The 25880-nt window shown below is 68.0% G+C and carries 17 protein-coding genes and 5 pseudogenes; 13 read left to right on the top strand and 9 right to left on the bottom strand.

What is annotated here, in order from left to right:
• The first annotated feature begins 224 nt into the window (after positions 1–224).
• The gene (gene icmF / locus ACFYXB_RS33620) at positions 225–3470 is read left to right on the top strand and encodes a fused isobutyryl-CoA mutase/GTPase IcmF (RefSeq protein WP_389588793.1); all 3246 of its coding nucleotides are present in this window, start codon (positions 225–227) and stop codon (positions 3468–3470) included.
• A gap of 67 nt (positions 3471–3537) precedes the next feature.
• A complete protein-coding gene (locus ACFYXB_RS33615; protein WP_389588833.1) occupies positions 3538–4401 on the top strand; it encodes a 3-hydroxybutyryl-CoA dehydrogenase in 864 nt (287 codons plus the stop codon).
• Positions 4402–4557: 156 nt separating this feature from the next.
• On the opposite strand, the gene ACFYXB_RS33610 is transcribed toward ACFYXB_RS33615, so the two are convergent.
• Positions 4558–5655: an integrase core domain-containing protein gene (locus tag ACFYXB_RS33610; RefSeq protein WP_389588791.1), complete on the bottom strand. Its 1098-nt coding sequence runs from the start codon at positions 5653–5655 to the stop codon at positions 4558–4560.
• 148 nt (positions 5656–5803) lie between these two features.
• On the opposite strand from ACFYXB_RS33610, the pseudogene ACFYXB_RS33605 reads away from it, so the two are divergent.
• Both ACFYXB_RS33605 and ACFYXB_RS33600 read left to right on the top strand, forming a co-directional pair.
• A pseudogene (locus ACFYXB_RS33605) lies at positions 5804–6129 on the top strand (integrase core domain-containing protein); the annotation flags it as partial.
• A gap of 478 nt (positions 6130–6607) precedes the next feature.
• A complete protein-coding gene (locus ACFYXB_RS33600) occupies positions 6608–8122 on the top strand; it encodes a hypothetical protein (protein WP_389588789.1) in 1515 nt (504 codons plus the stop codon).
• 56 nt (positions 8123–8178) lie between these two features.
• Here ACFYXB_RS33600 and ACFYXB_RS33595 read toward each other — a convergent pair whose 3' ends face one another.
• Entirely contained in the window at positions 8179–8361 is a 183-nt protein-coding gene (locus ACFYXB_RS33595) for a hypothetical protein (protein WP_389588787.1), read from the bottom strand.
• Positions 8362–8432: 71 nt separating this feature from the next.
• On the opposite strand from ACFYXB_RS33595, the gene ACFYXB_RS33590 reads away from it, so the two are divergent.
• Together ACFYXB_RS33590 and ACFYXB_RS33585 are read left to right on the top strand one after the other, a co-directional pair.
• Positions 8433–9137 (top strand): recombinase family protein, encoded by a 705-nt coding sequence (locus ACFYXB_RS33590; protein WP_389588785.1) that lies wholly within the window; start codon positions 8433–8435, stop codon positions 9135–9137.
• 386 nt (positions 9138–9523) lie between these two features.
• Positions 9524–9943: pseudogene (locus tag ACFYXB_RS33585) on the top strand (FadR/GntR family transcriptional regulator); the annotation flags it as partial.
• Positions 9944–10084: 141 nt separating this feature from the next.
• On the opposite strand, the gene ACFYXB_RS33580 reads toward ACFYXB_RS33585, so the two are convergent.
• Positions 10085–12871 carry a SpoIIE family protein phosphatase gene (locus ACFYXB_RS33580; RefSeq protein ID WP_389588783.1) on the bottom strand — a complete coding sequence of 929 codons (2787 nt, stop codon included), beginning with the start codon at positions 12869–12871 and terminating at the stop codon, positions 10085–10087.
• Between the two features lie 788 nt (positions 12872–13659).
• Here ACFYXB_RS33580 and ACFYXB_RS33575 point away from each other — a divergent pair.
• A pseudogene (locus ACFYXB_RS33575) lies at positions 13660–14582 on the top strand (integrase); the annotation flags it as partial.
• A 12-nt stretch (positions 14583–14594) separates the two neighbouring features.
• Here ACFYXB_RS33575 and ACFYXB_RS33570 read toward each other — a convergent pair.
• From ACFYXB_RS33570 to ACFYXB_RS33560, 3 genes are all read right to left on the bottom strand, one after another.
• Positions 14595–16181 (bottom strand): amidase, encoded by a 1587-nt coding sequence (locus ACFYXB_RS33570; protein ID WP_389588781.1) that lies wholly within the window; start codon positions 16179–16181, stop codon positions 14595–14597.
• The gene (locus ACFYXB_RS33565; protein ID WP_389588779.1) at positions 16178–16480 is read right to left on the bottom strand and encodes a hypothetical protein; all 303 of its coding nucleotides are present in this window, start codon (positions 16478–16480) and stop codon (positions 16178–16180) included. The genes ACFYXB_RS33570 and ACFYXB_RS33565 overlap by 4 nt, the downstream gene beginning before the upstream one ends.
• A 530-nt stretch (positions 16481–17010) precedes the next feature.
• Positions 17011–17340, bottom strand: a complete 330-nt coding sequence (locus tag ACFYXB_RS33560; RefSeq protein WP_389588777.1) for a hypothetical protein — start codon at positions 17338–17340, stop codon at positions 17011–17013.
• Positions 17341–17473: 133 nt separating this feature from the next.
• Between ACFYXB_RS33560 and ACFYXB_RS33555 the strand changes: the two genes are divergently transcribed.
• Complete coding sequence (locus ACFYXB_RS33555) at positions 17474–17827, top strand: integrase core domain-containing protein (protein ID WP_389588775.1); 354 nt, start codon at positions 17474–17476, stop codon at positions 17825–17827.
• On the opposite strand, the gene ACFYXB_RS33550 is transcribed toward ACFYXB_RS33555, so the two are convergent.
• Positions 17799–18134, bottom strand: a complete 336-nt coding sequence (locus ACFYXB_RS33550; protein ID WP_389588773.1) for a hypothetical protein — start codon at positions 18132–18134, stop codon at positions 17799–17801. The two genes, ACFYXB_RS33555 and ACFYXB_RS33550, sit on opposite strands and share 29 nt — an antisense overlap.
• A gap of 558 nt (positions 18135–18692) precedes the next feature.
• Between ACFYXB_RS33550 and ACFYXB_RS33545 the strand changes: the two genes are divergently transcribed.
• The gene (locus tag ACFYXB_RS33545; protein ID WP_389588771.1) at positions 18693–19517 is read left to right on the top strand and encodes a ZIP family metal transporter; all 825 of its coding nucleotides are present in this window, start codon (positions 18693–18695) and stop codon (positions 19515–19517) included.
• Between the two features lie 265 nt (positions 19518–19782).
• Positions 19783–20085, top strand: a pseudogene (locus ACFYXB_RS33540) (transposase family protein); the annotation flags it as partial.
• A 67-nt stretch (positions 20086–20152) separates the two neighbouring features.
• Here ACFYXB_RS33540 and ACFYXB_RS33535 read toward each other — a convergent pair.
• A pseudogene (locus ACFYXB_RS33535) lies at positions 20153–21209 on the bottom strand (integrase core domain-containing protein).
• A gap of 410 nt (positions 21210–21619) precedes the next feature.
• Positions 21620–22612 (bottom strand): ArsR/SmtB family transcription factor, encoded by a 993-nt coding sequence (locus ACFYXB_RS33530; protein WP_389588769.1) that lies wholly within the window; start codon positions 22610–22612, stop codon positions 21620–21622.
• Between the two features lie 185 nt (positions 22613–22797).
• Between ACFYXB_RS33530 and ACFYXB_RS33525 the strand changes: the two genes are divergently transcribed.
• From ACFYXB_RS33525 to ACFYXB_RS33515, 3 genes are all read left to right on the top strand, one after another.
• Positions 22798–24192: an alpha/beta fold hydrolase gene (locus ACFYXB_RS33525; RefSeq protein ID WP_389588767.1), complete on the top strand. Its 1395-nt coding sequence runs from the start codon at positions 22798–22800 to the stop codon at positions 24190–24192.
• 291 nt (positions 24193–24483) lie between these two features.
• Positions 24484–24948, top strand: coding sequence for a hypothetical protein (locus ACFYXB_RS33520; protein ID WP_389588765.1), 465 nt, complete (start codon positions 24484–24486; stop codon positions 24946–24948).
• The gene (locus tag ACFYXB_RS33515) at positions 24926–25834 is read left to right on the top strand and encodes a transposase (protein WP_389588831.1); all 909 of its coding nucleotides are present in this window, start codon (positions 24926–24928) and stop codon (positions 25832–25834) included. The genes ACFYXB_RS33520 and ACFYXB_RS33515 overlap by 23 nt, the downstream gene beginning before the upstream one ends.
• The last annotated feature ends 46 nt before the right edge of the window (positions 25835–25880 follow it).

Below are 25880 nucleotides of genomic sequence, written 5' to 3'. Positions count from 1 at the left end.
CGGCGAAATCAGAGAGAGTCAGCAGCCTCCCGGGAGAGCTGCCCACCTTCCGGAAGGAGTCGTCGGTCCCAGGTGGGCCGCCGTACGCAAAGGGCATGGCAATGAGCCCTCCTGCGGAGGTTTGGCTCGGCCTCGACGATCGCACGAATACTGCTCCGCCTCGACGAGATCGTCACGATTTCTGATCTCCGCCGCCGCGGGAGGTGGCCGTTTTGGAGGGCATAGTGTCAGCTGACATCCCTGCACCCCAGCTCTATCGGGCCCAGCACCCGGTCCGCTTCGTCACGGCCTCAAGCCTGTTCGACGGGCACGACGCGTCCATCAACATCATGCGGCGCATTCTGCAGGCGCAGGGTGCCGAGGTGATCCACTTGGGCCACAACCGCTCGGTGAGCGAAGTGGTGGACGCAGCGTTGGAGGAGGACGCGCAGGGCGTGGCCGTCAGCTCCTACCAGGGCGGACACGTCGAGTACTTCGAGTACCTGGTGCAGTTGCTGCGTGAGCGTGGCGCCGGGCACGTCAAGGTCTTCGGGGGCGGTGGCGGGGTGATCGTGCCTGACGAGGTGGCGCGGCTGGCCCGAGCGGGGGTGCGGGTCTTCTCCCCCGAGGACGGACAGCGCCTCGGCCTGGCCGGCATGATCAACATACTGATCCGGGAGTGCGACACCGGCCTGTGGCAGACCGCTCCGGCTTCCGTCGAATCCGTCATCGCCGGTGAACGGCCCGCGCTGGCGCGGCTGATCACCGGCATTGAGGCCGGGGTCGTGCCCGTGGGTGAGCTTCGGGCGCTCCGCGAGGCGGCGAGTAGCCGACCGGTTCCGGTCCTGGGCACTACCGGGACGGGGGGCTCGGGCAAGTCGTCGCTCACCGACGAGTTGCTCCGTCGGCTGCGCGTCGACCAGCAGGACAAGCTGCGGGTGGCGGTGCTGGCGGTGGACCCGACTCGTCGGCGCGGAGGTGGTGCCCTGCTGGGTGACCGCATTCGGATGAACTCGCTGGGTGACCAGATCTTCTTCCGTTCGCTGGCCACCCGCGGCACCGGCGAACTGCCGGGTTACCTGAGCGACGTGATCAGTGCCTGCAAGGCGGCCGGCTACGACCTGGTCATCGTCGAGACGCCGGGCATCGGCCAGGGCGACGCTGCGATCGTGCCGTTCTCGGATGTCTCGTTGTATGTGATGACGCCCGAGTTCGGTGCCGCCTCCCAGCTGGAGAAGATCGACATGCTCGACTTCGCCGACGTGGTGGCGATCAACAAGTTCGAGCGGCGCGGCGCCCAGGACGCGTTGCGCGATGTCGGCCGCCAACTCATACGCAGTCGCGAGGCGTTCAACTCTCGTCCTGAGGACATGCCCGTGTTCGGCACCTCCGCCGCCACCTTCAACGACGACGGCGTTACTGCTTTGTACCAGCACCTGCGGGGTCTGCTCTCCGAGCGTGGCCTGCCCGTGCAGCCCGGCACGCTGCCTGACGCCTCGGTGCGCCACTCCAGCGGAGCGGCCCAGATCGTCCCTCCGTCCCGCGTCCGTTATCTGGCCGAGATCGCTGAGAGCGTACGCGGCTACCACACCGAGACTGCGGCCCAGGTGGAGCGGGCGCGGCAAGTGCAGCGCCTGGCCGCCGTCCGTGACGAGTTGGCCGCCGCCAGGCTGGACGCCGCCGATGTACGCACGCTGCTGGGCGCCGCCGAGGCCGAGTTGGCGCCCGAGGTGCGCCGACTGCTCGACGAGTGGCCCGCCACCGTGGCCGCGTACTCGGGCGATGAGCTGGTGGTGACCGTGCGGGACCGCGAGCTGCGCACCGCTTTGGTGCGCGAGTCGCTGTCCGGTAGCCGGGTTCCCAGGGTGGCGCTGCCCCGCTTCACCGACCATGGCGAGCTGCTGCGTTTCCTGCGTGCGGAGAACCTGCCCGGCCGATTCCCGTTCACCGCCGGAGTCTTCCCCTTCAAGCGGGAAGGTGAGGACCCGGCGCGGATGTTCGCCGGCGAGGGCGACCCACAGCGCACCAACCGCCGCTTCCACTACCTGTCCAAGGACAGTGAGGCCACCCGTCTGTCCACCGCGTTCGACTCGGTGACGCTCTACGGCCGCGATCCCGACGAACGCCCCGACATCTACGGCAAGGTCGGCACATCCGGGGTGTCGGTGGCGACACTGGAGGACATGAAGGCCCTCTACCAGGGCTTCGACCTCGTCGCACCCACCACTTCGGTGTCCATGACGATCAACGGGCCCGCTCCCACGATCCTCGCGTTCTTCCTCAACACCGCCATCGACCAGCGGCTCGGTGCCTACACCGCCGAACATGGCCACGAGCCCTCTTCCGAGGAGGCGGAGGAGATCCGGGCGCAGGTGCTGCGCTCGGTGCGCGGCACTGTCCAGGCCGACATCCTCAAGGAGGACCAGGGCCAGAACACCTGCCTGTTCTCCACCGAGTTCAGCCTGCGCATGATGGCCGACGTCCAGGAGTGGTTCATCCAGCACCAGGTACGCAACTTCTACTCGGTCTCCATATCCGGCTACCACATCGCCGAGGCCGGCGCGAACCCCATAAGCCAGCTCGCCTTTACCCTCGCCAATGGATTCACCTACGTTGAGGCCTACCTCGCCCGTGGGATGGACATCGACGACTTCGCACCCAACCTGTCGTTCTTCTTCTCCAACGGCATGGACCCGGAGTACTCGGTGCTCGGCCGGGTCGCCCGCCGCATCTGGGCGGTGGCCATGCGGGAGCGGTACGGGGCGGGCGAGCGCAGCCAGAAGCTCAAGTACCACGTCCAGACCTCGGGCCGGTCGCTGCACGCGCAGGAGATGGACTTCAACGACATCCGTACCACCCTCCAGGCGCTCATCGCGATCTATGACAACGCCAACAGCCTCCACACCAACGCCTACGACGAGGCCGTCACCACCCCCACCGAGGAGTCCGTCCGCCGGGCCCTCGCCATCCAGCTGATCATCAACCGCGAGTGGGGGCTCGCGATGAACGAGAACCCCCTGCAGGGCTCCTTCATCATCGACGAGCTCACCAACCTGGTGGAGGAGGCGGTGCTCATCGAGTTCGACCGCATCAGCGAGCGTGGAGGCGTGCTCGGCGCCATGGAGACCGGCTACCAGCGTGGCCGCATCCAGGACGAGTCCATGCTCTACGAGCAGCGCAAGCACGACGGCACCCTGCCCATCATCGGCGTCAACACCTTCCGCAACCCACATGCCGAGGAGGCAGGGCCCACGGTGGTGGAGCTCGCCCGGGCCACCGAGACAGAGAAGAAGTCCCAACTGACCCGAGTCCGCGATTTCCAGGCCCGGCACCGCGAGGAGGCGCAGGAGGCGCTGGTCGACCTCAAGCGAGCGGCCACCTCGGGTGAGAACGTCTTCGCCGTGCTGATGGACGCCGCCCGGGTCTGCTCTCTGCAGCAGATCACCGAGGCGTTCTTCGAGGTCGGCGGCCAGTACCGCCGCAACGTGTGACCCGGGCGGACACCGCCCTTGGTTCCTCTCCCACATCTTTGAGCAAAGGATCCCCCCTCCCATGGATATGGACAACGTCTCTCTTCTCGGCGTCGTCGGCTGCGGGCTGATGGGCTCCGGCATCGCCGAGGTCGCCGCCCGCCGTGGTCTCGACGTCCTGGTCGCCGAGACCACCCGCGAAGCTGCCGAAGCCGGTCGCCGTCGACTCACGGCGTCGTTGGACCATGCCCTACGACGTGGCAAGCTCACCGAGGCTCAGCGCCACGAAGCGCTGGACCGGCTTGCCTTCACCGATGATCTGGGCGACCTGGCGGACCGCCAGGTCGTCATCGAGGCTGTCGTCGAGAACCGGGACATCAAGACAGACATCATCAAGACCCTCGACAAGACCCTCTCGGATCCTCACGCGATTTTGGCCACCAATACCTCGTCGATCCCCATCGTCGACCTCGCCATCGCCACCGAGCGCCCCGAGCAGGTCCTTGGCATGCACTTCTTCAACCCGGTTCCGGTGCAACCGCTGGTCGAACTGATCCCGGCCCTCACCACCAGCCAGGAGACCCTGAAGCGCACACGTGACTTCGCTACCGGGCAACTGGGCAAGCAGGTCATCCAGGCACCCGACCGCTCCGGTTTCGTGGTCAACGCCCTCCTGGTGCCCTACCTGCTGGCCGCCATCCGCATGGTCGAGACCAGTTCCGCCGCATCTGAGGACATCGACCGCGGTATGGAACTCGGCTGCGCCCACCCCATGGGACCGCTGCGCCTGCTCGACCTCATCGGCCTGGACACCGCCCAGTCGGTGGCCGAATCGATGTACGAGGAGTTCAAGGAGCCTTTGTACGCCCCGCCCGCCCTGCTACGCCGTATGGTCGCCGCCGGCCGCCTCGGCCGTAAGAGCGGGCAGGGCTTCTACTCCTACGACGCCTGACGGACTCGCCTCGCCCACACCCGAACTCACCCACCTCTCCGCGTCGCCGACGCCGGAACCTCCTGGCTCTCCGAGGGGCTGCCCTGGAGATCACGGGCGTGGGCACCCCATCTCGCCAGCTGACGTTGCGCCTGCCGAAAACCTCATCCGCGCAGTTCAGGTGGCATGTTGGTACTCGTGGAGGATGCCGCCGAGTCGTTGGCGTCGTCGTATGTCGAGGTGGGTGATCTGCTCCGGATGGCTGATCGGCGTCGGCAAGGGGTGTAGCGGGCGGGTGTTGGCGATGCCCTGATGGGGCCGGTGGGAGTTGTAGAAGTCTTCGAACTCTCGTAGCGCGTGGAGCAGATGCCGCTGGTTCCAGATCAAGGTGCGGTCCAACAGCTCGCGCCGGCAGGTCTGCACCCACCGTTCCATGATCGAGTTCATGCGCGGCATCCGTACTCCACTGAGCACTACCTCGATCCCCGCAACGTTGAGGACGGTGTCGAAGAGGGCGGGAAACTTCCCGTCCCGGTCCCGTATCAGGAACCTGGCCCGGTGGCGGGCGTCTTCGAGGTCCATGACGAGGTTCTTCGCGGCTTGCGTCACCCACGTGGCGGTGGGGTGCGCGGTGGCGCCGAGGATCCTGATCCGGCGGCTGGCGTGCTCGATCACCGCGAACACATACATCCGTGCCCCCGACAGGGTGACCGTTTCGAGGAAGTCGCATGCCATCAGGGCGTCGGCCTGGGAGCGCAGGAAGTCCGCCCACGTGCTGGTAGCGCGTCCGGGTGCCGGGTCGATCCCGGCCTCCTGGAGGATCTCCCAGACGGTGGAGGCGGCCACCGTGACGCCCAGAACGAGGAGTTCGCCGTGGATGCGGCGATATCCCCGGTTGGAGTTCTCGCGGGCGAGTCGCAGCACCAGCGGTCGGATGGAGCGTACGGTCCGCGGTCTTCCCAGGCGCTTGGGCCGGGAGCGGGCAGCGTGGCTGCGTGCGACCAGATCGCGGTGCCAGCGCAGCACCGTGTCGGGACGTACCACCAGCCGTATCCTGCGCAGCACCTGCGCGGGCAGGCGGTGCAGCAACGCCGCCAGGAACGCGCGATCGCTCGGAGAGAACCGAACCTTCTGGCCACCGAGTTGGCGCTCCAGCACTGTGATCTGATGGCGCAGGGCGAGGATCTCCGTGTCCTTGTCCCGGTCGCTCATGGGCAGCAGGCGTAGCACGGCGAACGCGTTCGTCACGGTCAGGTAAGCAAGTCGCAGCAGCACGACCAGCCATCATGCCGGGGTGATCGCCAGCCGCGCGAGAGTACCGATTCGAGCGTCCGCGCTCGAGACCCCGCGCATCCCACATGCCGGCTCCCACCTGGGCGGATGAGGTTTTCGGCAAGGGCACCGCTACCCAGCGGGCCTCGGCGCTGTTCTGGCGGACGAAGGCATCGAGGTCGTGCCTACCGGGGTCAGGATGCCCCGCATGAACTCGATTATGGAGCGCTGGATCCGCTCGTGCAGAACTGAACTCCTCGACCGCACCCTGATCTGGAACCAGACCCACCTGCTGCACGCCTTCCCGAGTACGAGACGTTCTTCAACCAGCACCGCCCCCACCGCGCCCTCGCAGGCGCCGCACCGCTGCGCCCGCGGCCCGAACCGATCACCGAACCCGCCCAACTGACCCAGCTGAACGTCCGGAGACGCGACCGCCTCGGCGGCATCCTGCACGAATACCAACATGCCGCGTGACCAGCGCGGACGTGATTCTCGGCACCTACAGCGATGGCAGTTGTGGTCGGCCCGCCGTGAACCAGCGTGAATTCGTTCGGCGTACACCTGCGAAGCCTGAACCGCCGTGCATTCGTCCGCCGTTCGCAGGCAGCTGGGTCGTCCGAGTGAAACCCTCCCGCCGAGGTGAACATGTCGAAAATGTCCGCTAGATTCCTTGATGGTCCGACGATTGTTCAGGCGACCGATGTCCGGCGTCGTCGGTCACACGTCCGGGAATGCGCGACCGCGTTCGGAAGAGGTGACCTTGGCGCCACGATGACAGGTGCTGCTCTCGCCGACGGCCTTCGATGAACGCAGCAACCAGTCCCTGCCGCAACCTCTCACGTCGCGCGGCACAGTCCCCACAAACCAAGCGCCGCCGGCGGCAGCTTTCGACGCGGGTGATCCGCGGCCGGTGACGTGACCACAAGGAGTGAACATGGGTTCCATACCCAGCTTGGTCCGCGCGCTCGCGGCGGCGGTCGTGTGCGTATCGGTCGCCAGTTGTACGACGTCCGGGGCGCGGGAACCTGCAGCCTCCCAACTGGATCCGGCGCTGAGACCCATAGCGGAGTGGAACGCCAGCCCGCCAGTGCATGGCGCGCTGATCCAAGCTCCGGCGCTGCCCGGGGCGCAGAAGATCTCGGGGAACGACCGGGTGTACACCGCCGACCAGGATTCCAACACGGTGAGTGTCATCAATCCGGCGACGAACAAGGTGCTGGGCACGATCGCTTTGGGCAAGCCGCGGTTGAGTCCCAGCGCGGACGTGCTGGGGGCGATGTACGACGGGGAGATCGACGTGCACGGCCTGGGCTTCTCCCGGGACGGAAAGTGGCTCGACGTGATCGACGTGACCACCAACGCCGTCCATATCATTGACACCGCAACCAACAAAGTAGTGCGCACCATGTACGTCGGCCGGGCGCCGCACGAGGGGTTCTTCTCGCCGGACGGCACGCGCCTGTGGGTGGCGGTGCGCGGCCAGGACTACATCTCGGTGCTCGACTGGCGGGCCGGCAAGGAGGTCGACCGGATCCACACCGAGGACGGGCCGTCGAAGGTGGTTTTCAGCCCCGACGGCAAATTCGCCTACGTCAACCACCTGCGCGCCTCGAGGCTGGACCAGATCGATGTGGCCTCCCACAAGATCATCAAGCGCGTGCAGATCCCCGCGCAGGCGGGCGGGTCCTCCGACGAGGCCATCTCACCCGACGGCCGGGACATCTGGCTCGGCATGCCCACCAACGGCCGGACCACCGCTGTGGTCAATGCACGCACCTTGCATGTGGAGGCGGTGCTGAACACGGGGCCGCGCACCAACCACCCCAACTTCGTCACGGTCGGCGGCGTCGACTACGCCTACATGACCGTAGGCGGAAAGAACGAGACCTTGGTGTACCGCCGATCAAAAACCGGGACGGCGCCCACGCTGGTGAAGACCATCCACAACAACGGACACGGTCCCCACGGCATCTGGCCGAGCCCCGACAACACCAGGATCTACGTCGCCCTGCAGAACTCCGACGCGGTCGACGTCATCGACACGAAAACGAACTCGGTGATCAAGACCCTCCCCATCGGCCAGTCGCCCATGGCGCTGGTGTACGTGGCGCGCAGCACTCCGGCCACCAGCACACAAAACCTGGGCCGGCAAGGTCTGGGCATGCGCACGCAGAACCTCCCCCTGCGCGTCTCCGGTAGCTCCGGCCAAGGCACAGCCCTGATCCGGGCACTCCCAGGCCTCAACGAAGTCACGATCGGAGCCACCGGGTTGCCACCCAACCAAACGTTCACCGCCTATGCCAGCGACGGCACCCGCACGACAGCGCTGATGTCCATGATGAGCAACGAGTTCGGCAACATCGACGAAAGCCTGTCCTACTCGTACTTCTTCCCCAACCACTACACCTCCGTCATCCTCAAGCCTGGAACTCCAGCCGGCGAGCATGAGCCAGGCCCGGCAATGTAGCTGCAACCCGGTTCCGCAGTGCCGACAGGCTGCGACGAGTGTTGGGGGCAATCCCCTCACGGATCGAATCTCGCATCATCCACAACCGCTCCCTGCCCTGGCAGCGCCGCCCCCGCGCCAACGAACTCCTCAAAGCCCTCAGCAACCCGAACCGCGGCTTCGACGCCGTCGTGATCGGAGAACCCCAACGCTCCTTCTACGGCAACCAGTTCGGCAACACCTTCCCCGTCTTCGTCCACTTCCGCATCCCCTGTGGGTCCCGGAGGTCGGCGGTCCTATCGATCCGGACAACGAGGCCCACGATCTGGTCATGTCCGTCTTCGGTGGCATGAGCAAGGGTGAGCGCAATCGGATCAAGATCCGGGTGCGGACCGCCATGGGCTCCCAGGCCCAGCTCCAGGGCCGCTACCTCGGCGGACGGCCGCCCTACGGCTACCGGATCACCGACGCCGGACCCCACCCCAACCCCTCGAAAGCCGCCGCTGGCCAGCTCATCCACAAACTCGAACCCGACCCCGCCGCCGCATCGATCGTGCAACGGATCTTCACCATGCACACCGACGGCATGAGCTACAAGGCCATCGCCGCCCAACTCACCCACGAAGGCATCCCCTGCCCCTCCGCCCACGACGCCGCCCGCAACCCGCACCGCAAGAAGACCGCATGGCAGCAGGGCGTCGTGCGCACCATCCTCATCAACCCCGGCTACACCGGCCACGAGGTCTGGAACAAACAGCGCAAGGAAGAACGCCTCCTCGACATCGACGACGTCACCCTCGGCCACCGCACCACCATGACCCACAACCCCGCCGAGGACTGGATCCACTCCAACCCACCCGCCCACGAAGCGATCATCAACCCCGACCTCTTCGACACAGCCCAAACCCTCCGCAGACAACGCGCCCACGCCCACAGCCGCCAGGAACGAGCCGGAAAGCACAACGCACGCCCCTACGCCCTGCGCGGACGCGTCACACGGATCTTGAGCATGCAGACAACAGGGCCAGATTCCTGATTCGGGATCGCAACTCGAAGGTTCACGGCCGCCTTCGACGCCCTGGCCGACCCCGGCCCGAAGCTGGTAACCACCGCCATCCGGGTACCTCGGATGCACTCCACCATGGAGCGCTGGATACATACCTGCGGGCGTGAACTCCTGGACGCACCTTGATCTGAAACCAGAGTCACCGGATCCCGCACGCTCAGCGAGTTCGAGACCTTCGACAACGTCATCGTCCGCACCGACCCCTGGGCCACGCCGCGCCACTCCATCAGCCTGACAGAGCAGATCAAGCACCTTGAAATCCGCCGACGAGACCGACTCGGCGAAACCCTCCGCGAATACCAACGTGCCGCTTGACCAGGCCGGAAGATTAATCGGCACCCGCAGAGGCGGCCTATCTCGCGGCCACCCGTGCCACACCGGCCGACCTCGCCCGGATGCGTCAGGCCCGCGACGCGATCGATGCAGCTGTGATGGCCGGGGGTGACGGCGTGGATGAGGATCTCGCCTTCCACAGGTCCATCGCCGAGTCGACCGGGAACGCTGTGATGGGCTCGACGGTCCGGTACCTGGGCGAGGTGCTGCGCAGCGGCATCCGCGTCACGCGCGCGAACGAGGCGCGGCGGGGCGACTTCATCGAAGCGGTCCGGCAGGAGCACCACGCCATCTTCGCCGCCATCGAGGCGGGAGACGCCGTGGCGGCACGCGCAGTGGCGCTCCGCCACCTGAAGCACGCCGCCTCTCGGCTCCAAGATGCGGACGACGGGTTTTGGACCGAGAGTCAAGACCTCGACGTGGATCTCGATGCCGCTCCCTGACACGCGCGGGGCCGGCCCCGACCAGGGCCACGCGTCACCGCGCGCCCCACGGTGTGGGGGTCCCCCCAGCGGTAGCCGCGGGAGGGTGGCCCAGCTCGGCCGCAGCGGACTCGGGGTTCCAACGGCCCGTGCGTCTCCGACTCACCCAGCAGGCGGTAGAGGTTGCTCGGCCCAGATGGTCTTGCCGTGGGTGCTGTGCCGAGTGCCCCAGCGCTGGGCCAGCAGGGTCACCATGGCCAGGCCGCGTCCGCCCTCATCGGTATCGGCGGCACGGCGGACCCGAGGAGTCGTGGCACTGCCGTCGGACACCTCACAGATAAGGGACTGACTGCAGAGCAGGCGGAGCCACACCGGCCCCCGGGCGTGGCGGACGGCATTGGTGACCAGTTCGCTCACGAGCAATTCGGTGATGTCGACCAGGGGTTCCAGTCGCCACTCCCTCAGCTGGGCGGCAGCCAGGGCCCGCGCCTCACCGGCCGCGATGGGGCCGTCGGGCAGCGGCCAGTCGGCGACATGTTCGCGGGACAGGCCGCGCGGCCTGGCGAGGAGCAGGACGGCGTCGTCCTCTACACCATGCGGGGTGGTCATCGCGGTGGTCAGGGTGTCGCACAGGCGGTCGAGACCGAGAGTGGTCTCGGTATCTGTCAGGACATCGGCCAGCGCGTCGGTGAGGGCCGCGGTCAGCGCAGTGATGCCGCTGTCGATGTCCCGGCCGTGGGTTTCCACCAGTCCGTCGGTATAGAAGACGAGCAGGCTGTGCTCCGGCAGTTCCAGCTCGACCGTCTCGAATGGCGGGTTCCCCACACCAAGGGGCGGATTGTTCGGCAGGTCGAGGATGTCGATGGCTCCACCCGGGCGGACGAGCACCGGGGGCGGGTGCCCGGACCGTGCGAAGGTCGCGCAGCGGGCCGTGGGGTCGTAGATGGCGCACAGGAAGGTGGCGTAGAAGTCCTCACCGAGGCGCGCAACCAGGTCATTGAGGTGAGTGAGCAAGTCGTCGGGCGGCAATTCCAGGTCTGCGAGCGTGTGCACCGCGGTACGGAGCCGGCCCATGGTCGCCGCCTCGGACAGGCCATGTCCCATCACATCGCCGATGACCAGGGCAACCCGGTCGCCGGAGAGCGGGATTACGTCATACCAGTCCCCGCCGACCTCCAGTCCCTCGCTGGCGGGCAGGTAGCGGACCGCGGTGATCGCACCAGGCAGCTGAGGCAGAACCTGGGGAAGCAGGCCGCGCTGCAGTTCCACGGCCCGAGTGTGTTCGGCGTCGGAGAGCCGGGCCCGTTCCAGGGCCTGTGCGACCAGTCCGCTCAGCGCGGCGAGCAGGGTGCGCTCGTCCTCGTCGAGTTCGCCCGGCTCCAGGAAGGCGACGATGCAGCAGCCGATGGGCCTGCCGGAGGCAATCAGGGGGAGGAAGGCCCACGCCTGCATGCCCGAAGGCTCGATCCGCCACTTCAGATGGGGGTAGAGGCGACCGTATTCGGCGCCTGAGCCTATGAAGACGGGGGTGCGGGTGCGCAGCGCGTCGTAGGTTGGCGACACCTGGCTCACCAGAGCCGCTTCAAGCACTCTCAGGAAGCTACCCGAGTACCCGGCGTGACCGGCGACACGCAGGTGATCCCCTTCCAGGGTCTGGACTGTCAGCCCGGTCGCTCCGAACGGGGTGAGGAGATGATCTGCGACAGCGCTCACGACGTCGTGCACGGTGAGGGCCTCGGAGAGCGCCGCGGTCAGTTCCTGGGTCTTGGTGGTGCGCAGCGCCGCCCCGTGCTCTACCCGAACCCGTTCCGCGTCGCGCAACTGCGATTCAGTGATGTCGCTGAACGACAGCGTCAGTCCGTCCTCGTGCGAGGTGAGCCGAATGCGGTACCACGTGCTCAGAGTCGGGACGTGCACGTCGAAATCCACGGGCAGCCCGGTGGCGGCGGCCTGACGGCATCGGGCTTCCAGACCGGGCTCTCCGGGGTAGGGAACGGCCTCCCACAGTGTCCGTTCCAGCAGGTCGCTCTGGGAGGTACGGAGAATTTCCTCAGCCTGGACATTGACGTAGATGATCCGCCCGTCGCTGCCCGTCATGACCACGCCGTCGGTCGGGCGCTTCAGCCCGTATGCACGGCCGTCCCGGGCGGCGTGGCTCCTGGAGTTGTCACAGAGCGTTCCCACCACACGACCCGACTGGTCGCCAGGTCCGGGCAGGACCAGGCCGCTGAACCGTACCCAGCGCATGTCACCGGTCGGGCGCGTGATCCGGTACTCGCAGTCGTAACGCCCGAATACCGCCCTGGGCAACGAGGCCGACGAGAGGTCATCCGGGTGCACCATCCGTGCCCAGGTTTCGTACCTGGAGTCGAAGGATTCCGGGTTCAAGCCGAAGATCAGGCAGGAACGGTCGTCGAGACAGAGCTGACCGGTGCGGACGTTCCAGTCGAACGTGCCCACCTGGGCCGCATCCATCATCCATCCCGGCGCTGTGCCGGGCTCGGACGACGTGTCGGCTCTCGTCTCGGCCTCGCTGCGGGCCAGCCCTGCGAGGTGGCCGTCCAGCCGGGTGGCTGTCGCCGTCACGGCAGCCCAGGCCTCGCCCAGATCCTTCGCGCGGTCGAGCAGCACCGAGAGCGTTCCCACCGCGGCCGTCTGCGGGCCCAACGGCTGGACGAGGACACGGGCGCCGGGAGGGCAGGCCGCACCAGGGCCAGGACGGCTCCCTAGCTGGTCGGAGACGTCCAGCGGTCCTACTGGACGGCCACTTCGCACCGCCTGCGCCTGCGCAAGACCCTGGTCGACGGGCACCTGGTTCCAGGCTTCGGCGAACGCCGGTGGCAGGCCGGCCATAGCGAACAGTCGCAGCCGCGACCGCTGGGGATCCAGGAAATGAATGGCGGCTCCCAGCGAATCCGTCCCGGCCAGAAGGTACTGGAGTGTCCGCACGAGTGGTTCGGCGGCATCCGCGCCGGCATACGGCCACTCCCCCGGGACAGCACCGCCCGTCCCGACCCATGAGATCGGAACATCGTGCCCGGCCTCCGCGGGACGGACCACGGAGCTCTCTCGGAGTTTCCGAGGTTGGTTTGGCCTTTTCACAGGCGCTCCGTTGCCTCTGATCACCACTGGACTGGCCTGGTGACCGCTTGGTGCACTCACAACGAAATACTGACCTATATATTACATTCCGTTTTCTGTCATTCCGGAGGACCTGGACTCGTGCCGGCTCGACCTGGCCCGCACCTGGTCCACCACTCTGTCGCCGGTCGAAGGCACCGGCCTGGCGGGCCCACTCCGCCCAGACGATGAGGTCGGAGCGGGACAGGCCCTGCACGGACCGGAGAATGCTTCGTCGCGCTGCGCAGCGGCTCGGTGACCTGCCGCTGGGCCTCGCCCTGTCGTTCACGTTCCGCCCCTGATGCCGGACACCACGGTGGGCGGCACCCGGACGGGAGCCGTGGGCGGCCCCCGCGGGGGGGGGGCCGGGGCGGGGGGGGTCGGGGGGGGGGGGTGGCGGGGCGGGCGCCGCCCCCCCCCCGCCCGGGCCCCCCCCCCACGGCCGGGATGAGGACGGGGCGATGGTCAGCCGTCGCTGTCCTGCCCCGCCGGAGCGCTGCTCTGGGACACCTCGTTCGGGTACAGCACCTTGGAGTCACCCTGTGGGGCTCGCAAAGTCATCGCTGCAGGTGGGAGCCTGCGTACCGAGCCCTCGACAGTGGCTGGGAAGCTGCACGGTGATCACCTCGCTGCTGTACCGGGTCACCCGTTCGCTGCTGTCCGTGCCAGCGGTACTGCTGCGCCGGGAGACCGCCAAGGATGCCGAACTGCTGGTGCTGCGGCACGAGAACGCGGTACTGCGACGGCAACTCACCAGTCCGGTCCGCTACGAGCCCGCCGACCGGTTCTGGCTGGCCGCGCTGTCGTCGCTGATACCGCGCCGCCGCTGGAGCAGCGTCTTCCCCATCACGCCAGGGACGCTACTGGCCTGGCACCGAAGGCTGATCGCCAGAAAGCCAGAAAGCCAGAAAGTGGGACTACTCCGGCCGACGCCGACACACCGGTAGACCGCCCACCGCTGCCGCGCTCAAGAAACCGGTCCTGCCCCTGGCGCACGACAATCCCCGGTGGGGGGCATCGCCGGATCCACGGCGAACTGTCCCGGCTCGGGCACCCGATCGCGTCCTCAACCGTGTGGCAGATCCTGCACGCTGCCGGCATCGGCCCGGCCCCGCGTCGCTCCGGTCCGAGCCGGCGCGAGTTCCTCACCACAGGCGCAAGGAATCATCGCCGCGGACTCCTTCCACGTGGACACCGTGACCGGCAGGCGCCTGTACGCGCTGGTGTTCCTCGAGCACGGCACCCCCAGACTCCACCTCACCGGCGTCACCGCCCACCCCACCGTACAGTGGGCGACCCAGCAGGCCCGCAACCTCGCCGCGGAACTCGGCGCCCGCATCGAGTCCCTGCGCTTCGCCCTTCGCGACCACGACCGCAAGTACACCAGCTCATTCGACGCCGTCTTCGAAGCGGAGGACATGGAGGTGCTGCTCAGCGCGCCGCAGGCACCGCGGATGAACGCCCACTGCGAGCGCGTGATCGGCACGATCCGCGGGAGGCACTCGACCACGTTCTGATCATGAACGAGGCCCACGCCCGAGCGACACCGCGACTACGCCGAGGTCGCGGCTGCCTCCTCTGCCGTGATCTGGGGCCGGCCCCGCCCGGCCGCGAGGGAATGCGGATGCGTGCCGGCCGGATCCGCCGGGCGACGCAGATGCCAGTCCGTCACCGCCTGGTAGGCAGCGGCGACTTCCAGGAGCCGGTCCTCTTCGTACGGGGCGCCGCCGATGATCACGCCGACGGGCACTTGACCGCTGTCGAAGCCGATCGGGAAGGCGATCTCCGGCAGGCCGAGGATGTCGAAGGGCACGGGCCCGGTCTGGAGCAGCACGTCGCAGCTGCCCAGGACGCCGTCGAGCACCTCTCGCAGAAGGTGGTTCTTGGCGCGCTGCCCGGTGACCCATTCGTCTCCGGAGAGCATCAGCCCCTGCAGCCAGCTGAGCAACGAGACGCCGAAGGCCGTGAGATCCGTGCGCAGCCAGTGCCGGAACGGCTCGCTGCGCTCGCTGAGGCGAATCGCGTTGAACGTGCCGGTGAGCAGATCCCAGTCATCGGGATATCCGACGTCGACAAGCGTGGCGCCGGAGACGCCGGCGAGTTTGTCGAGGAACGTCTTGCGGATGGAGAGCACGTCACCTGATGCGCTGCCGAGGTAGTCGGCGGGGACGCCGATCCGCGTCGCCCGGCGCAGCCGGACCTTTCCGCCGCGCGAGACGACGGGGGTGGCGGAGCGTACGAGATCGGGCACGGCGGGCAGACCCAGCGTGCGCGGATCCTTCGGATCGGGGCCGGCGAGGACGGTCAGCATGAGAGCTGCGTCCATCGCGTCGCGGGCGAGCGGACCGCTGTGGTCCCGGGTGAAGGACAGCGGGATGACTCCGTGGATGGACGTGCGGCCCATGGTGGGCTTCAGCCCGGTCAGGTTCTGCTGGTTGGACGGATTGGTGATGCTGCCACCGGTCTGGGTGCCGATTGAGGATGTCGCCATGCGGGCGGCGACGGCGCACGCCGGGCCGGTCGAGGACCCACCGGGGTCTGTGGACGGGTTGTCGGGTGTCCAGGCGTTGACGGTGGTGATCGTGCCGTCCGGAGTGGTCGCGCGGGTGGTGGCGAGCGGGCCCATCTGCCCCTTGCCCAGCACGATGCAGCCCGCCGACTTGAGCCGGGCGACCGCGGTCGCGTCCTCGTCGGGCACGAAGTCCGCGAAGATGAAGGAGTTGGCGCGGGTCGCGATGCCGCTCGTGAAGTAGTTGTCCTTGATGCACAGCGGGATGCCGGCCAGCGGTCCGCGGCTGCCCTTCCCACGGTCGACATCGTGTGCCGCGGCGAGAGCCTGGCCGCCCACCACCTCGGCGAATGCCTGGTACGTCCCGTCGTACGTGTTGATCCGGTCCAGGTGTGCCTGTACGAGGTCGACGGCCTTCAGCTGTCCGCGCCGTACGAGAACGACGGCCTCGGCGAGGGTCGCCTCGGTCGGGTCCTTGCGCGCCGCGTCACGTACCCCCACGTCCGGGACGGTGACCTTCGCCGTACGGGTCGCGGCGGAGGCGGGAACGGCCTGCGCGGCAAGGGTGACGCCCGCGGCGACGGCGGTGGAACGGGCCAGGAAGACCCGGCGGTTGACCTCGCGGCTCATCGTCCGTCCGCCTCTCGGGTCCAGGCCTCCGTGATCGACGGGTACTCCAGTGGCGGGGAAGCCTGCTGTGCGTACGCGGCCGCCCAGACGCCGCCGGCGGACGGCGTCCACGCAGCGATCGCGGGCGGGGTGCTCTTGACGAACGCACGCAACGACGACAGGGCCTGCGCCCGGGTCGGCGCGCCCGTCTTCGGATCGCTTTGTTCGGGGAGTTGGTTCAGGTCAACTCCGGCCAGTGCCAATCTGGCCTGTATGTAGGCGTCCAACTGTGCGTCCGTCGGCTGTTGCGGCTCGCTCACGGATGGTTCCTCCGGTGATCGTTCTGACGTGCCGCGAATCAACCAGGTTTCGATTTCGCACGTATTGATCATTTGCTGCGGCGTCGTTACGTGGTCCTCTCGGTCCCATGGCTCGCGCTTCGGTCTGTGTCACCTGAACGCGTCGGATCACTGGGCAATTTTGAACTGCTCAACCGAACAGGTCGCAGAAACAAGGGCGTTGGTTCGAGACAGGACGACGACCGGCGGTGTACGATCTCGCCCCTCACAGTCGTCCCTGCTGCGCTGGAAAAGATGGTGTACGGGTTGGACGTGGACCCGTTGCCGTCCACGGGAATCCGCCGCCGGCCTCAATGGCGAGAGCGATGACGGGAGCAGCGTTGAACATGCCGGCTGCCCAGGTGAAAGTCACCTTCCTGTTGGCGTCCGTGACTCCCCTCGCGCGCTCCCTGCGGGGCCCTGGCAGCGTGTAGCTGCCTGCGGTGCTCATCGGGGGCGGCCCGCCACCCGGGCGAGCGCCGGGAACGTGGTAGACGATGCGCGCGCCGTCCTCACAGACGAATACCGGGAACGCAGGCGGAGGCATGCAGCCGCGAACGTACGGCGGAACAATCTTCGCGGCTCGCCGGTCCCCGTAGTGAGAGATCACCAACTCCGTGTGCGGCCTTGACGGCGCGCCGCCAGCACCGCAGCGGCCACACGCGCACCCCATCCACAATGCGATATTCGCCGGGCTCGCGGATCGTGGTCACCATGTGCACGACGTGACCGGCCGCAAACAATCCCCGAACGTACTCGCGGCTGGTGACGAACGCCCCCGTCGGGGCTTCCTGACTGTACGTCGGCAGGAGCACCAGGATGCGCATTCGGCGCACACTCATGACCGCTACACCTCGCGAGTCGTCGAGGCGCTGCGGACAGAAAGTGCCACGTCCAGACTCGGGATCGAGAGGCTGCCTACGGTTGCTGACATCGGCACCGCGCTTCTGCGACGGAGGACAGCGCCTGGGGTACTTGCTGCGTGACCGCGACAGCAAGTACACCCACGCCTTCGACGCCGTCTTCACCGCAGACGGCATCGAGATCCTGAAGAGCGCACCGCAGACCCCTCGGATGAACGCCCACGCCGCAAGGGCCATACGGACGATCCGGGCAGAGTGCACCGACCGGCACCTGATCCACAACGAACAACACCTACAGCACGTCCTCGACGAATACGCCGAGCACTACAACACCGGCCCGCCCCACCGCGCCCTGAAGCTCCGTGCCCCTGCCGACGACTCCAACGTCATCCTCTTCCCCGCACAAGGCATCCACCGCCACAACATCCTCAACGGACTCATCCACGAGTACCGTAAAGCCACTTGACGAAGACCAGCGAAGCCAGCAAACGACCAGGCCAGCACATGCACAGGACTTTTGGAACCTCACAGGCATGGCCGCGGGTGCGGACAGCATTGACGGCCTTCACGTCCTGCGGCACGGGGCGATGCCGGCCGTGTTCGCAGGTGCCCGTGCCCCGTCCACGCTGGGCACCTTCCTTCGCGCGTTCACTCACGGGCATGCCCTTCAACTCCACGCTGTCCACCGCCGATTCCTGGCCGCACTGGCCGCGCACACCCCCTTGCTGCCGGGCTCGGACGAGCTGGCGTTCATCGATGTCGACTTCACCCACAAGCGGGTCTACGGCCGGGCGAAGCAGGGCGCCGAGTACGGCCGGTTCACCGGCATCCGCACCCCTGCACCCGCTGCTCGCCACGGTCTGCACCCCACAACCGAGGCCGGTGAACGCCGCAGTACGGATGCGACGCGGCAAGGCAGCAGACTCCCGCGGCGCCCCGAAATTCGTGAGCGAGGCCCTGGCAACCGCCCGCGAGGCCGGCTGCACCGGGACCCGTATCCTGCGGGCCGACTTACATCAGTTACCTACTGCTCCAGCCGGACTTCTTCATTGGCGCTGGTCAACGGCTTGGGCGTGGAGAGTGTAGCGGGCTGGAATGGGGGCGGGAGGGTCTTTGGCGGGCCGTCACACGAACGTGGGCCCGCGCTCCTCGTAGTGGCGACATTCCGGGCATTCCGCTCACATGAACGATGCACCAACGAACGTATGGGAAGAAAAACTTGGCGAATCGACCAGCACAGAACCCACCACGACTTGTTAGGTAAGCCTAAGCAGAACTAAGGTCTGATCCGCTTTGCTGTTCCCACGTTGTCCTTCGCTCGGAGCACCCCCATGTCGTCGTCCCAGATTGCCCTGCTCGGTGCCATCGCCGGCTTCACGATCTACCTCGGCCTGCCCATAGGCAGGCTCCACAACCCCGCGCCACGGCTGAGAGCCGGCCTCAACGCGGTCGCCATCGGCATCCTGATCTTCCTGATCTGGGATGTCCTCAGCGCAGCCTGGGAGCCCACCGACGCCGCACTCAGCGACCACCACTGGGGCACCGCGATCAGCGGCGGCGCGGTCCTGGCTGCCGGACTGGCGGTCGGCCTGGCCGGACTCGTCTACTGGGACCGTTTCATCGCCCGCCGCAAGACCCCCACCCTCTCCCCCGGCCCCGGCGCCGCCGCGGTCAGCGAACTGGCCCGGCCGACGCGCTCCAAAGCCGGCAGCCTCGCGCTGATGATCGCCACCGGCATCGGTCTGCACAATTTCGCTGAGGGTCTGGCCATCGGCAACTCCGCCGCCACCGGTGAGATCTCGCTTGCCGTGCTGCTGATCATCGGGTTCGGCCTGCACAACGCCACCGAAGGCTTCGGCATCGTCGCCCCGCTCGCCGCCGAAGGCGAACGCCCGTCCTGGGGCACTCTGGCCCTGCTCGGCCTTATCGGCGGCGGCCCCACCTTCGCCGGCACCCTGGTCGGCCAGCACCTGGTCAACGACACCCTGTCCATCGCCTTCCTGGGGCTGGCCGCGGGCTCCATCCTCTACGTCGTCATCGAACTGCTCGCAGTCGCCCGCCGCGCCGCCCTCAAGGAAATCACCACCTGGATGATCCTCCTCGGCCTGCTGCTCGGCTTCGCAACCGACGCGGTCGTCACCGCCGCCGGCGTGTGACCTGGCAGGCGGTCCCGCGCGCTCGCCTGGGTCGACCCCAGCAGCGCCTCACCTGTCTTCCCTGCATCCGAACTGCCGGGAAGATCCCTGTTCATCGTAGGTGGCTCGCATCCTCACGCCGGACTGCCGAGCTACCGCGGAATTTCAGTGAGCTTCTTCAGCTTGGCCACTGATCGGGTGATGGTTGTGGGGGACGCAACGCACGAGGCTCCCGTGCCGTTGAGGGAGGTGTTCGACGTCTCAACTCACCTGCGCAGAAGCCTCGTTGGTTTCCTATCCTGCCGCACTCGACCTGCCGCACGCCCTGGTCGAGTGGGTCACCAGGTTCATCGTCACCCGCGAGGGTGACCGGCGGTGCAAGCTGCGCCCGGCGCAGCGCGCCATGGTGGCCCTGGTCTACCTGCGCGAACATCTCACGCTGGCGAAGACGGCTGCAGGCTTTGGCATCAGCGAGCCACCGCTCCACGCCTACACCACCGCGGTCATCGGCCTGCTCGCTGGGCGTGCGGCGGGCCTGCTGAAAGTCCTACGCGAGACCGATCCGGACTTCGTCCTGGTGGACGGCACTGCGGGTGCCGATTAATCATCCGGGCTGGTCAAGCGGCACGTTGGTACTCGTGAAGGGTTCCGCCGAGTCAGTCTTGTCGGCGGACCTCCAGGTGCCTGATCTGTGCTGGCACGCTGATCGGTTCAGGGAGTGGGCGGAGCGGTGCGGCTTGGCCCAGGGCTCGGTGTGGCCGATGGCAGTTGTAGAAGGTCTCGAACTCACGGAGCGCGTGCAGGAGGTGGCTCTGGTTCCAGATCAGGGTGCGATCGAGGAGTTCGCGTCGGCAGGTCTGTATCCAGCGCTCCATGATGGAGTTCATTCGGGGCATCCGGATGCCGGTGGTGACGGCCTTCAGTCCGGCGTCGGCCAGCAGGGCGTCGAAGGCGGCCGTGAACTTGGAGTCGCGGTCGCGGATCAGGAATCTGGCTCTGCTGCTCGCGTCCTCCAGATCCATGAGGAGATTGCGTCCGAGCTGCACGATCCACTCCGCGGTGGGGTGCGCGGTGGCGCCCAGGATTCGGACGCGCCGGGTGGCGTGCTCGATGACGGCGAAGACGTACAGGCGCGCCTCGGTCAGGGTGCGGACTTCGAAGAGATCGCTCGCGAGCAGCGCTTCGGCCTGGCTGCGCAGGAACTCGGCCCAGGTCGTAGTCTGCCGTTCGGGTGCGGGTGGGATGCCGTGCTCTTTGAGGATCTCCCACACTGTTGAGGCGGTGACCTTGATGCCGAGGGTCGCGAGCTCACCGTGGATCCGCCGGTAGCCCCACGAGGAATTCTCACGGGCCAGGCGTAGGACCAGGACGCGGATCGAGCGGACGGTGGGCGGGCGGCCGCGTCGCTTCGGTCTGCAGGTCGCGGCATGGCGCCGCTTGAGCACGTCACGGTGGGGCCACCGCATGATCATATCTGGGCGCACCGGCAGCAGGAGGTGCCGCAGCTTGTCCATCGGGAGGTGATGGAGCAGGCCGGAGAGCACCGCGCGGTCGGTATCGGTGAAGGTGGGCTTGCCGACCTCGCGTTGCAGGACGAGCAGTTTGGTGGCGCAGGGCGAGGATCTCGATGTCTTTGTCCCGGTCGCTCATCGGCAGAAGCCGCAGGAAGGCGAAGGTGTTGGTGGCAGCGAGGTAGGCCAGGCGCAGCAGCACGACCGATCATGACGCCGTCCGACCCTGTCCAGGTGAAGACAGCGGGGCGGCTGGCAGTTGTATCGGAGATCGCCAATCAAGGCTGTGACCTGGCGGATGAATTATCGGCACCCGCACCGCCGCGAGTGCACTGACCGCCTGCTCATCATGAACGAGCGGCACCTGCGCGCCGTCCTGAACACCTACACCGACCACTACAACCGACACCGCCGCCACCAATCCCTGCACCAACCTCCCCAAGCTGCAGAGACCGGCCAGACGGCACCTGTCATCTCCTTGGGAGCCGCGTCCGCCGCACCCAGCTACTCGGCGGCCTCATCAACGAGTACCAGCAAGCAGCCTGACGGCAGGCAGGCAAACGGCCTGATCAACAGCCCGAATCAGGGTTTTCACGCGGGACTGGGCCGTGTCTACCGGCTTCCCGCCAGCCGGGATCCCGCCGGAGTGCGGCGATAGAGCACCGCCCGTCCGGACCGGGCGCGTGTGATGAGACCCGCCCGGTGTAGCACGCCTAGGTGGTACGACACCGTGGCGGGACTGACGAAGTGACGTGCCGCGAGTTGCGCGGTGGAAGCCGGTCGCGCCAGCGCCGCGAGCAGCCCGGCGCGGGTGGGTCCGAGCAGCCTGGCCAGCTCGGTGGAGGAGGTCGTCGGCGCGGTGGCCATGTCCCGCACGGGATAGGCCACCATCGGCGGCCTCTGTCCGTCCGGCACCGGGTCCACGGCCACACCCGGCCCCGCCGCCACCAGCGACGGCACCACGACCACCAGGGGCACGGCCAGCTCCACCGTGAACCGGCTGTCGACGCGCAGCGTGCCCTCGGCCCACCGGATGCCGGGGTGCAGCGAGTTGAAGAGCCCGGCCGCGCCGTGCCGGGCCAGCACACCGGCGCACCGGTCGACCTCCGATTCGAGGGCGGCTTTCGCGTCCTCCCAGTGTGGGGCGAAGGCCAGGTCCCAGTAGCGCCGCAGTTCCTCCGCGGCCTGCCGGGCGACGTACCCGCCGCCCCGGGCCATCGTCCGTCGCACCTCCGGCGGCAGATTCGACCCGGCCAGGCCGTTGCACGGGCGGCCGTCGCGTAGTGCTTCCAGCTCGCCCACGACCCGCTCGGGCGGGGTGGACCGGACCCGCTCCAGCTCCTCCTCGATGGTGGGCGAGGGCCCGGACGGATGCGGACTGAGGAAATCCGGCACATAACCGCCGCCGTCCAGGGCCAGCTCCGACAGCAGCGGCAGCGGCAGCGGCGCACGGCGCAGCACGCGCCGGGCGCGCGTGACCCACGGATCGGCGTCCGAGCTCGGGCACAAGCCCCATGGCAGCAGCGTCGCCGCGACCTCGTGCAACGGCGAGACCGCGAAGCGGGAGCGGGCCAGTCCGCTGGCGTTCACGGTGAGTTCGATCATGGCCCCTCCGCTGCCCCTTGTCCCGTGTCCCTTCGAACCTGCTCGAATCGTGGCACGAAAGCTCGCCCAGTGGGCCTGCTCGGCGCAGTCTGGTGGCCGACGGAGACGAGGGGGCGCGGAGGCGCGCGAGCACCGGGGGGATGCCGGGGATGCGGGGAGCACAGAGCGTCGAGAAGGTACGGGGGATGCGGAGGCCCAGAGCGCTGGCGACGGTCGCGCTGGCCGCCGGCCTGCTGATGCTGTCAGGGACATGCACGTCGACAGCGCAGGACCGGGCAGCCGCGGCGTTGGCCGGGGGGAGCGGGGGACTCTCCGGCGTCGCGGCCTGCCCCGGCCTGGAGGGTTTTAGCTGCGGCACGCTGACGGTCCCGCTCGACCACAGCGGCGGCGTGCAGGACCGGCTGGACCTGAAGGTCGTGATGGCGGACAACGTGAAGGCCCCGAAGGGCGTACTGCTGTTCCTGACGGGCGGTCCGGGGCAGCCGGGTGTGCCGTTCGTGGAAGGACTGAGCAAGAAGCTGACGCCATTGCTGAAGGACTACCGCCTCGTCATGATCGACCAGCGCGGCACCGGCGCGAGCGCGCTGCAATGCCCGCAGCTGCAGAAGGAGATGGGGTCGTCCGATCTCACGCCGCCCACCACGCGGGCGGTGACGGACTGCGCCGCGGCCATCGGTCCCGACCGCCGCTTCTACAGCACGAGTGACACGGTCGCCGACCTGGAGCTGCTGCGCCGGGCGCTGGGCGTGCGGAAGATGACGCTCGACGGTGTCTCGTACGGCACGTACACCGCCGAGCGGTACGCCCTGGCGTACCCGCAGCACGTGGCGCGGCTGGTACTGGACTCGGTGGTGCCGCAGACCGGCTACGACCCGATGGACCGCGCCGCCATGCGAGCGGCGCCGCGCGTGCTGACGGCGGCATGCGAGGCGATCGGCTGCCCTACGGACCCTGCGGCGGATCTGGCCAAGGTGGTGGACACGTACGACAACGGCGTCGACGTCCTGGACGTGCTGACCACCTGGGAGTTCGTGGACCCGGACTACGCGGCGATGATCGACGCCCTGCACCAGGCAGCGGGCGGCGACCCCGCAGCGCTGCGGGGCCTGATCGCGGGTGTACGGCAGGGAAGCGCGGCGACCGCGGAAGAGCTGAGCCAGGGGCTGCACGCCTCGACCCTGTGCCTGGACGGGCGCTATCCGTGGGGCAGGTCGGACACACCGGTGGCGGGGCGCCAGGAGGCGCTGGAGAAAGTGGGCGCGGACCTGACCCCGGCCGACTACGGCCCCTTCGACGAGACCACGGCGACGGGCCTCGGCTCGATGCTCAGCTGTCTGCACTGGCCGCGTACGCCGGTGCCGCCGCTGCCGCCGGAGCACCGTCGGCTTCCGGGCGTACCGGTACTGCTGCTCGGCGGGGACCGGGACCTGTCGACGCCGCTGGAATGGTTGTACGACCAGAAGAAGCTGACGCCGCGAGCTCGGGTCGTGGTGGTGCAGGGGGCCGCACACTCGGTGCAGAGCAGGGCGGCGAGCGACAAGGGCCGTCAGGCGGTGTTCGACTTCCTCATACGGCGCTGACCACGGGGTGGCTCACAGTGCGATCACGTGGGTGGGAGCCCGGGCAGCGGCCCGGATGCGGTCCTGGGACACACACATCACCGGGCACGTGACACAGAAAGCGGGACGGACAACGATGAGGCCCCCACCCGGGAACCGGGTGGGGGCCGAGCAATGCTCATTACCTGTGGATCGGCTCGGGAGGGGGCGCGAAGGGCGTACCTTCCCGAGTGATCGATTGACTGGTATCGAGTAGGCCCGCGTTGCCGCCTCGCCTCCTACAACCACCCGTTCGGCACCTCACACCCTGCCTTGCTGTCTGCGGTACAGCAGGATGCGCTGCGCGCGTCGGTGGCAACATCCGTGCTCAGCAACCGGGCGATGAACTGCGACATCCTCGAGGTCGGCTACCCCAGCCGCGGCGGCGTCCACCTGAACCACCTCGCGCAGGTCTGGGACGTCTGTTCCCGCAATGGTCTCTTCCTGACCGGTACCGGCGTCAGTGACGACCACTCCGGTACGGACTGGCTTGGTCAGGAGTCCAACTTCATCACCTGGGCCTATGCGGGCGGCCGCGAGATGGACGACCTGCTCCCCGCGCTGTCGGCCGGCAACGTGTTCTTCGGCAACCCCGCCGTGTTCGCCAAAACGATCGGCCTGCTCGTTGACGGGGCAACACCGATGGGCTCGGTCACGGTGTCCAGCGCCCTGACTCGCAACGTCCGGGTGCTGGCGAGCCGCGTGTGTCGTGTCGATGCAGCCGCAGTCCTGGCCTGAGCCGGATCCGCAGGTCGCGGCGGCGATCCGGGTGATGTATCGGGGCAGGCGGGAGGCGCCGCTGGCGGTGCAGGTTCGTGACCGGCTCGGGGAGCTGTTCCCGGACGCGGCTTTTGCTGACGCGTTCGGCCAGGTGGGCAAGCCGGGCTGGTCGCCGGGGCGCCTGGCGCTGGTCACGGTGCTGCAGAAGGCCGCGAACCTGACCGATCGACAGGCTGCTGACGAGGTTCGCGAGAACATCGCCTGGAAGTACGCACTCGGCCTGAACCTGGAGGATCCGGGCTTCGACCACAGCGTGCTGTCAGAGTTCCGCTCCCGTGTTGTCGCCCACGGCCTGGAGGAACGTGTGCTGGACCTGTTGCTGGAGCGCCTGCAGACCCTGGATCTTGGTGCAGGCGGGCGACAGTCAACGCACCGACTCCACGCACATCGTCGCCGCGGTGCGAGATCTGAACCGACTCGAGTTGGTCGGCGAGAGCGTCCGCGCGGCCCTGAACGCGCTGGCCGCCGCATGCCCCGAATGGGTCGATCAGGTGCTGGTGGTGGAGGACTGGAGCCACCGCTACGCGGACCGGATCGACAACTGGCGACTGCCCGCATCCAAGACCAAGCAGAACCAACTCGCGCTCGCCTACGCCGCCGACGGCTACACGCTGCTGCAGGCCGTCTACGCGCTCACGTCTGCGGGGTGGCTGCGCGAGCTGCCCGCGGTACAGACCCTACGGTGCGTGCTGGTGCAGAACTACACCCGCACCACCGACCGGGCCGGCAGGCTGCGGATCCGGCAGCGCGAGCGGACCGAGGACGGCGGCGACGGCCTGCCGCCCGCCCCGGCCCGCGTGGCCTCTCCCTACGACACCGACACTCGCTGGTCCGCCAAGCGTGACCTGTTCTGGAACGGCTACAAGCTGCACGTCTCGGAGACCTGCCAC

This window comes from Streptomyces sp. NPDC002619, from assembly GCF_042889305.1.
Classification (GTDB): Bacteria; Actinomycetota; Actinomycetes; order Streptomycetales; family Streptomycetaceae; genus Streptomyces.
Note: the sequence above shows the minus strand (reverse complement) of the source record. Positions and strands in the feature narration are given on the sequence as shown.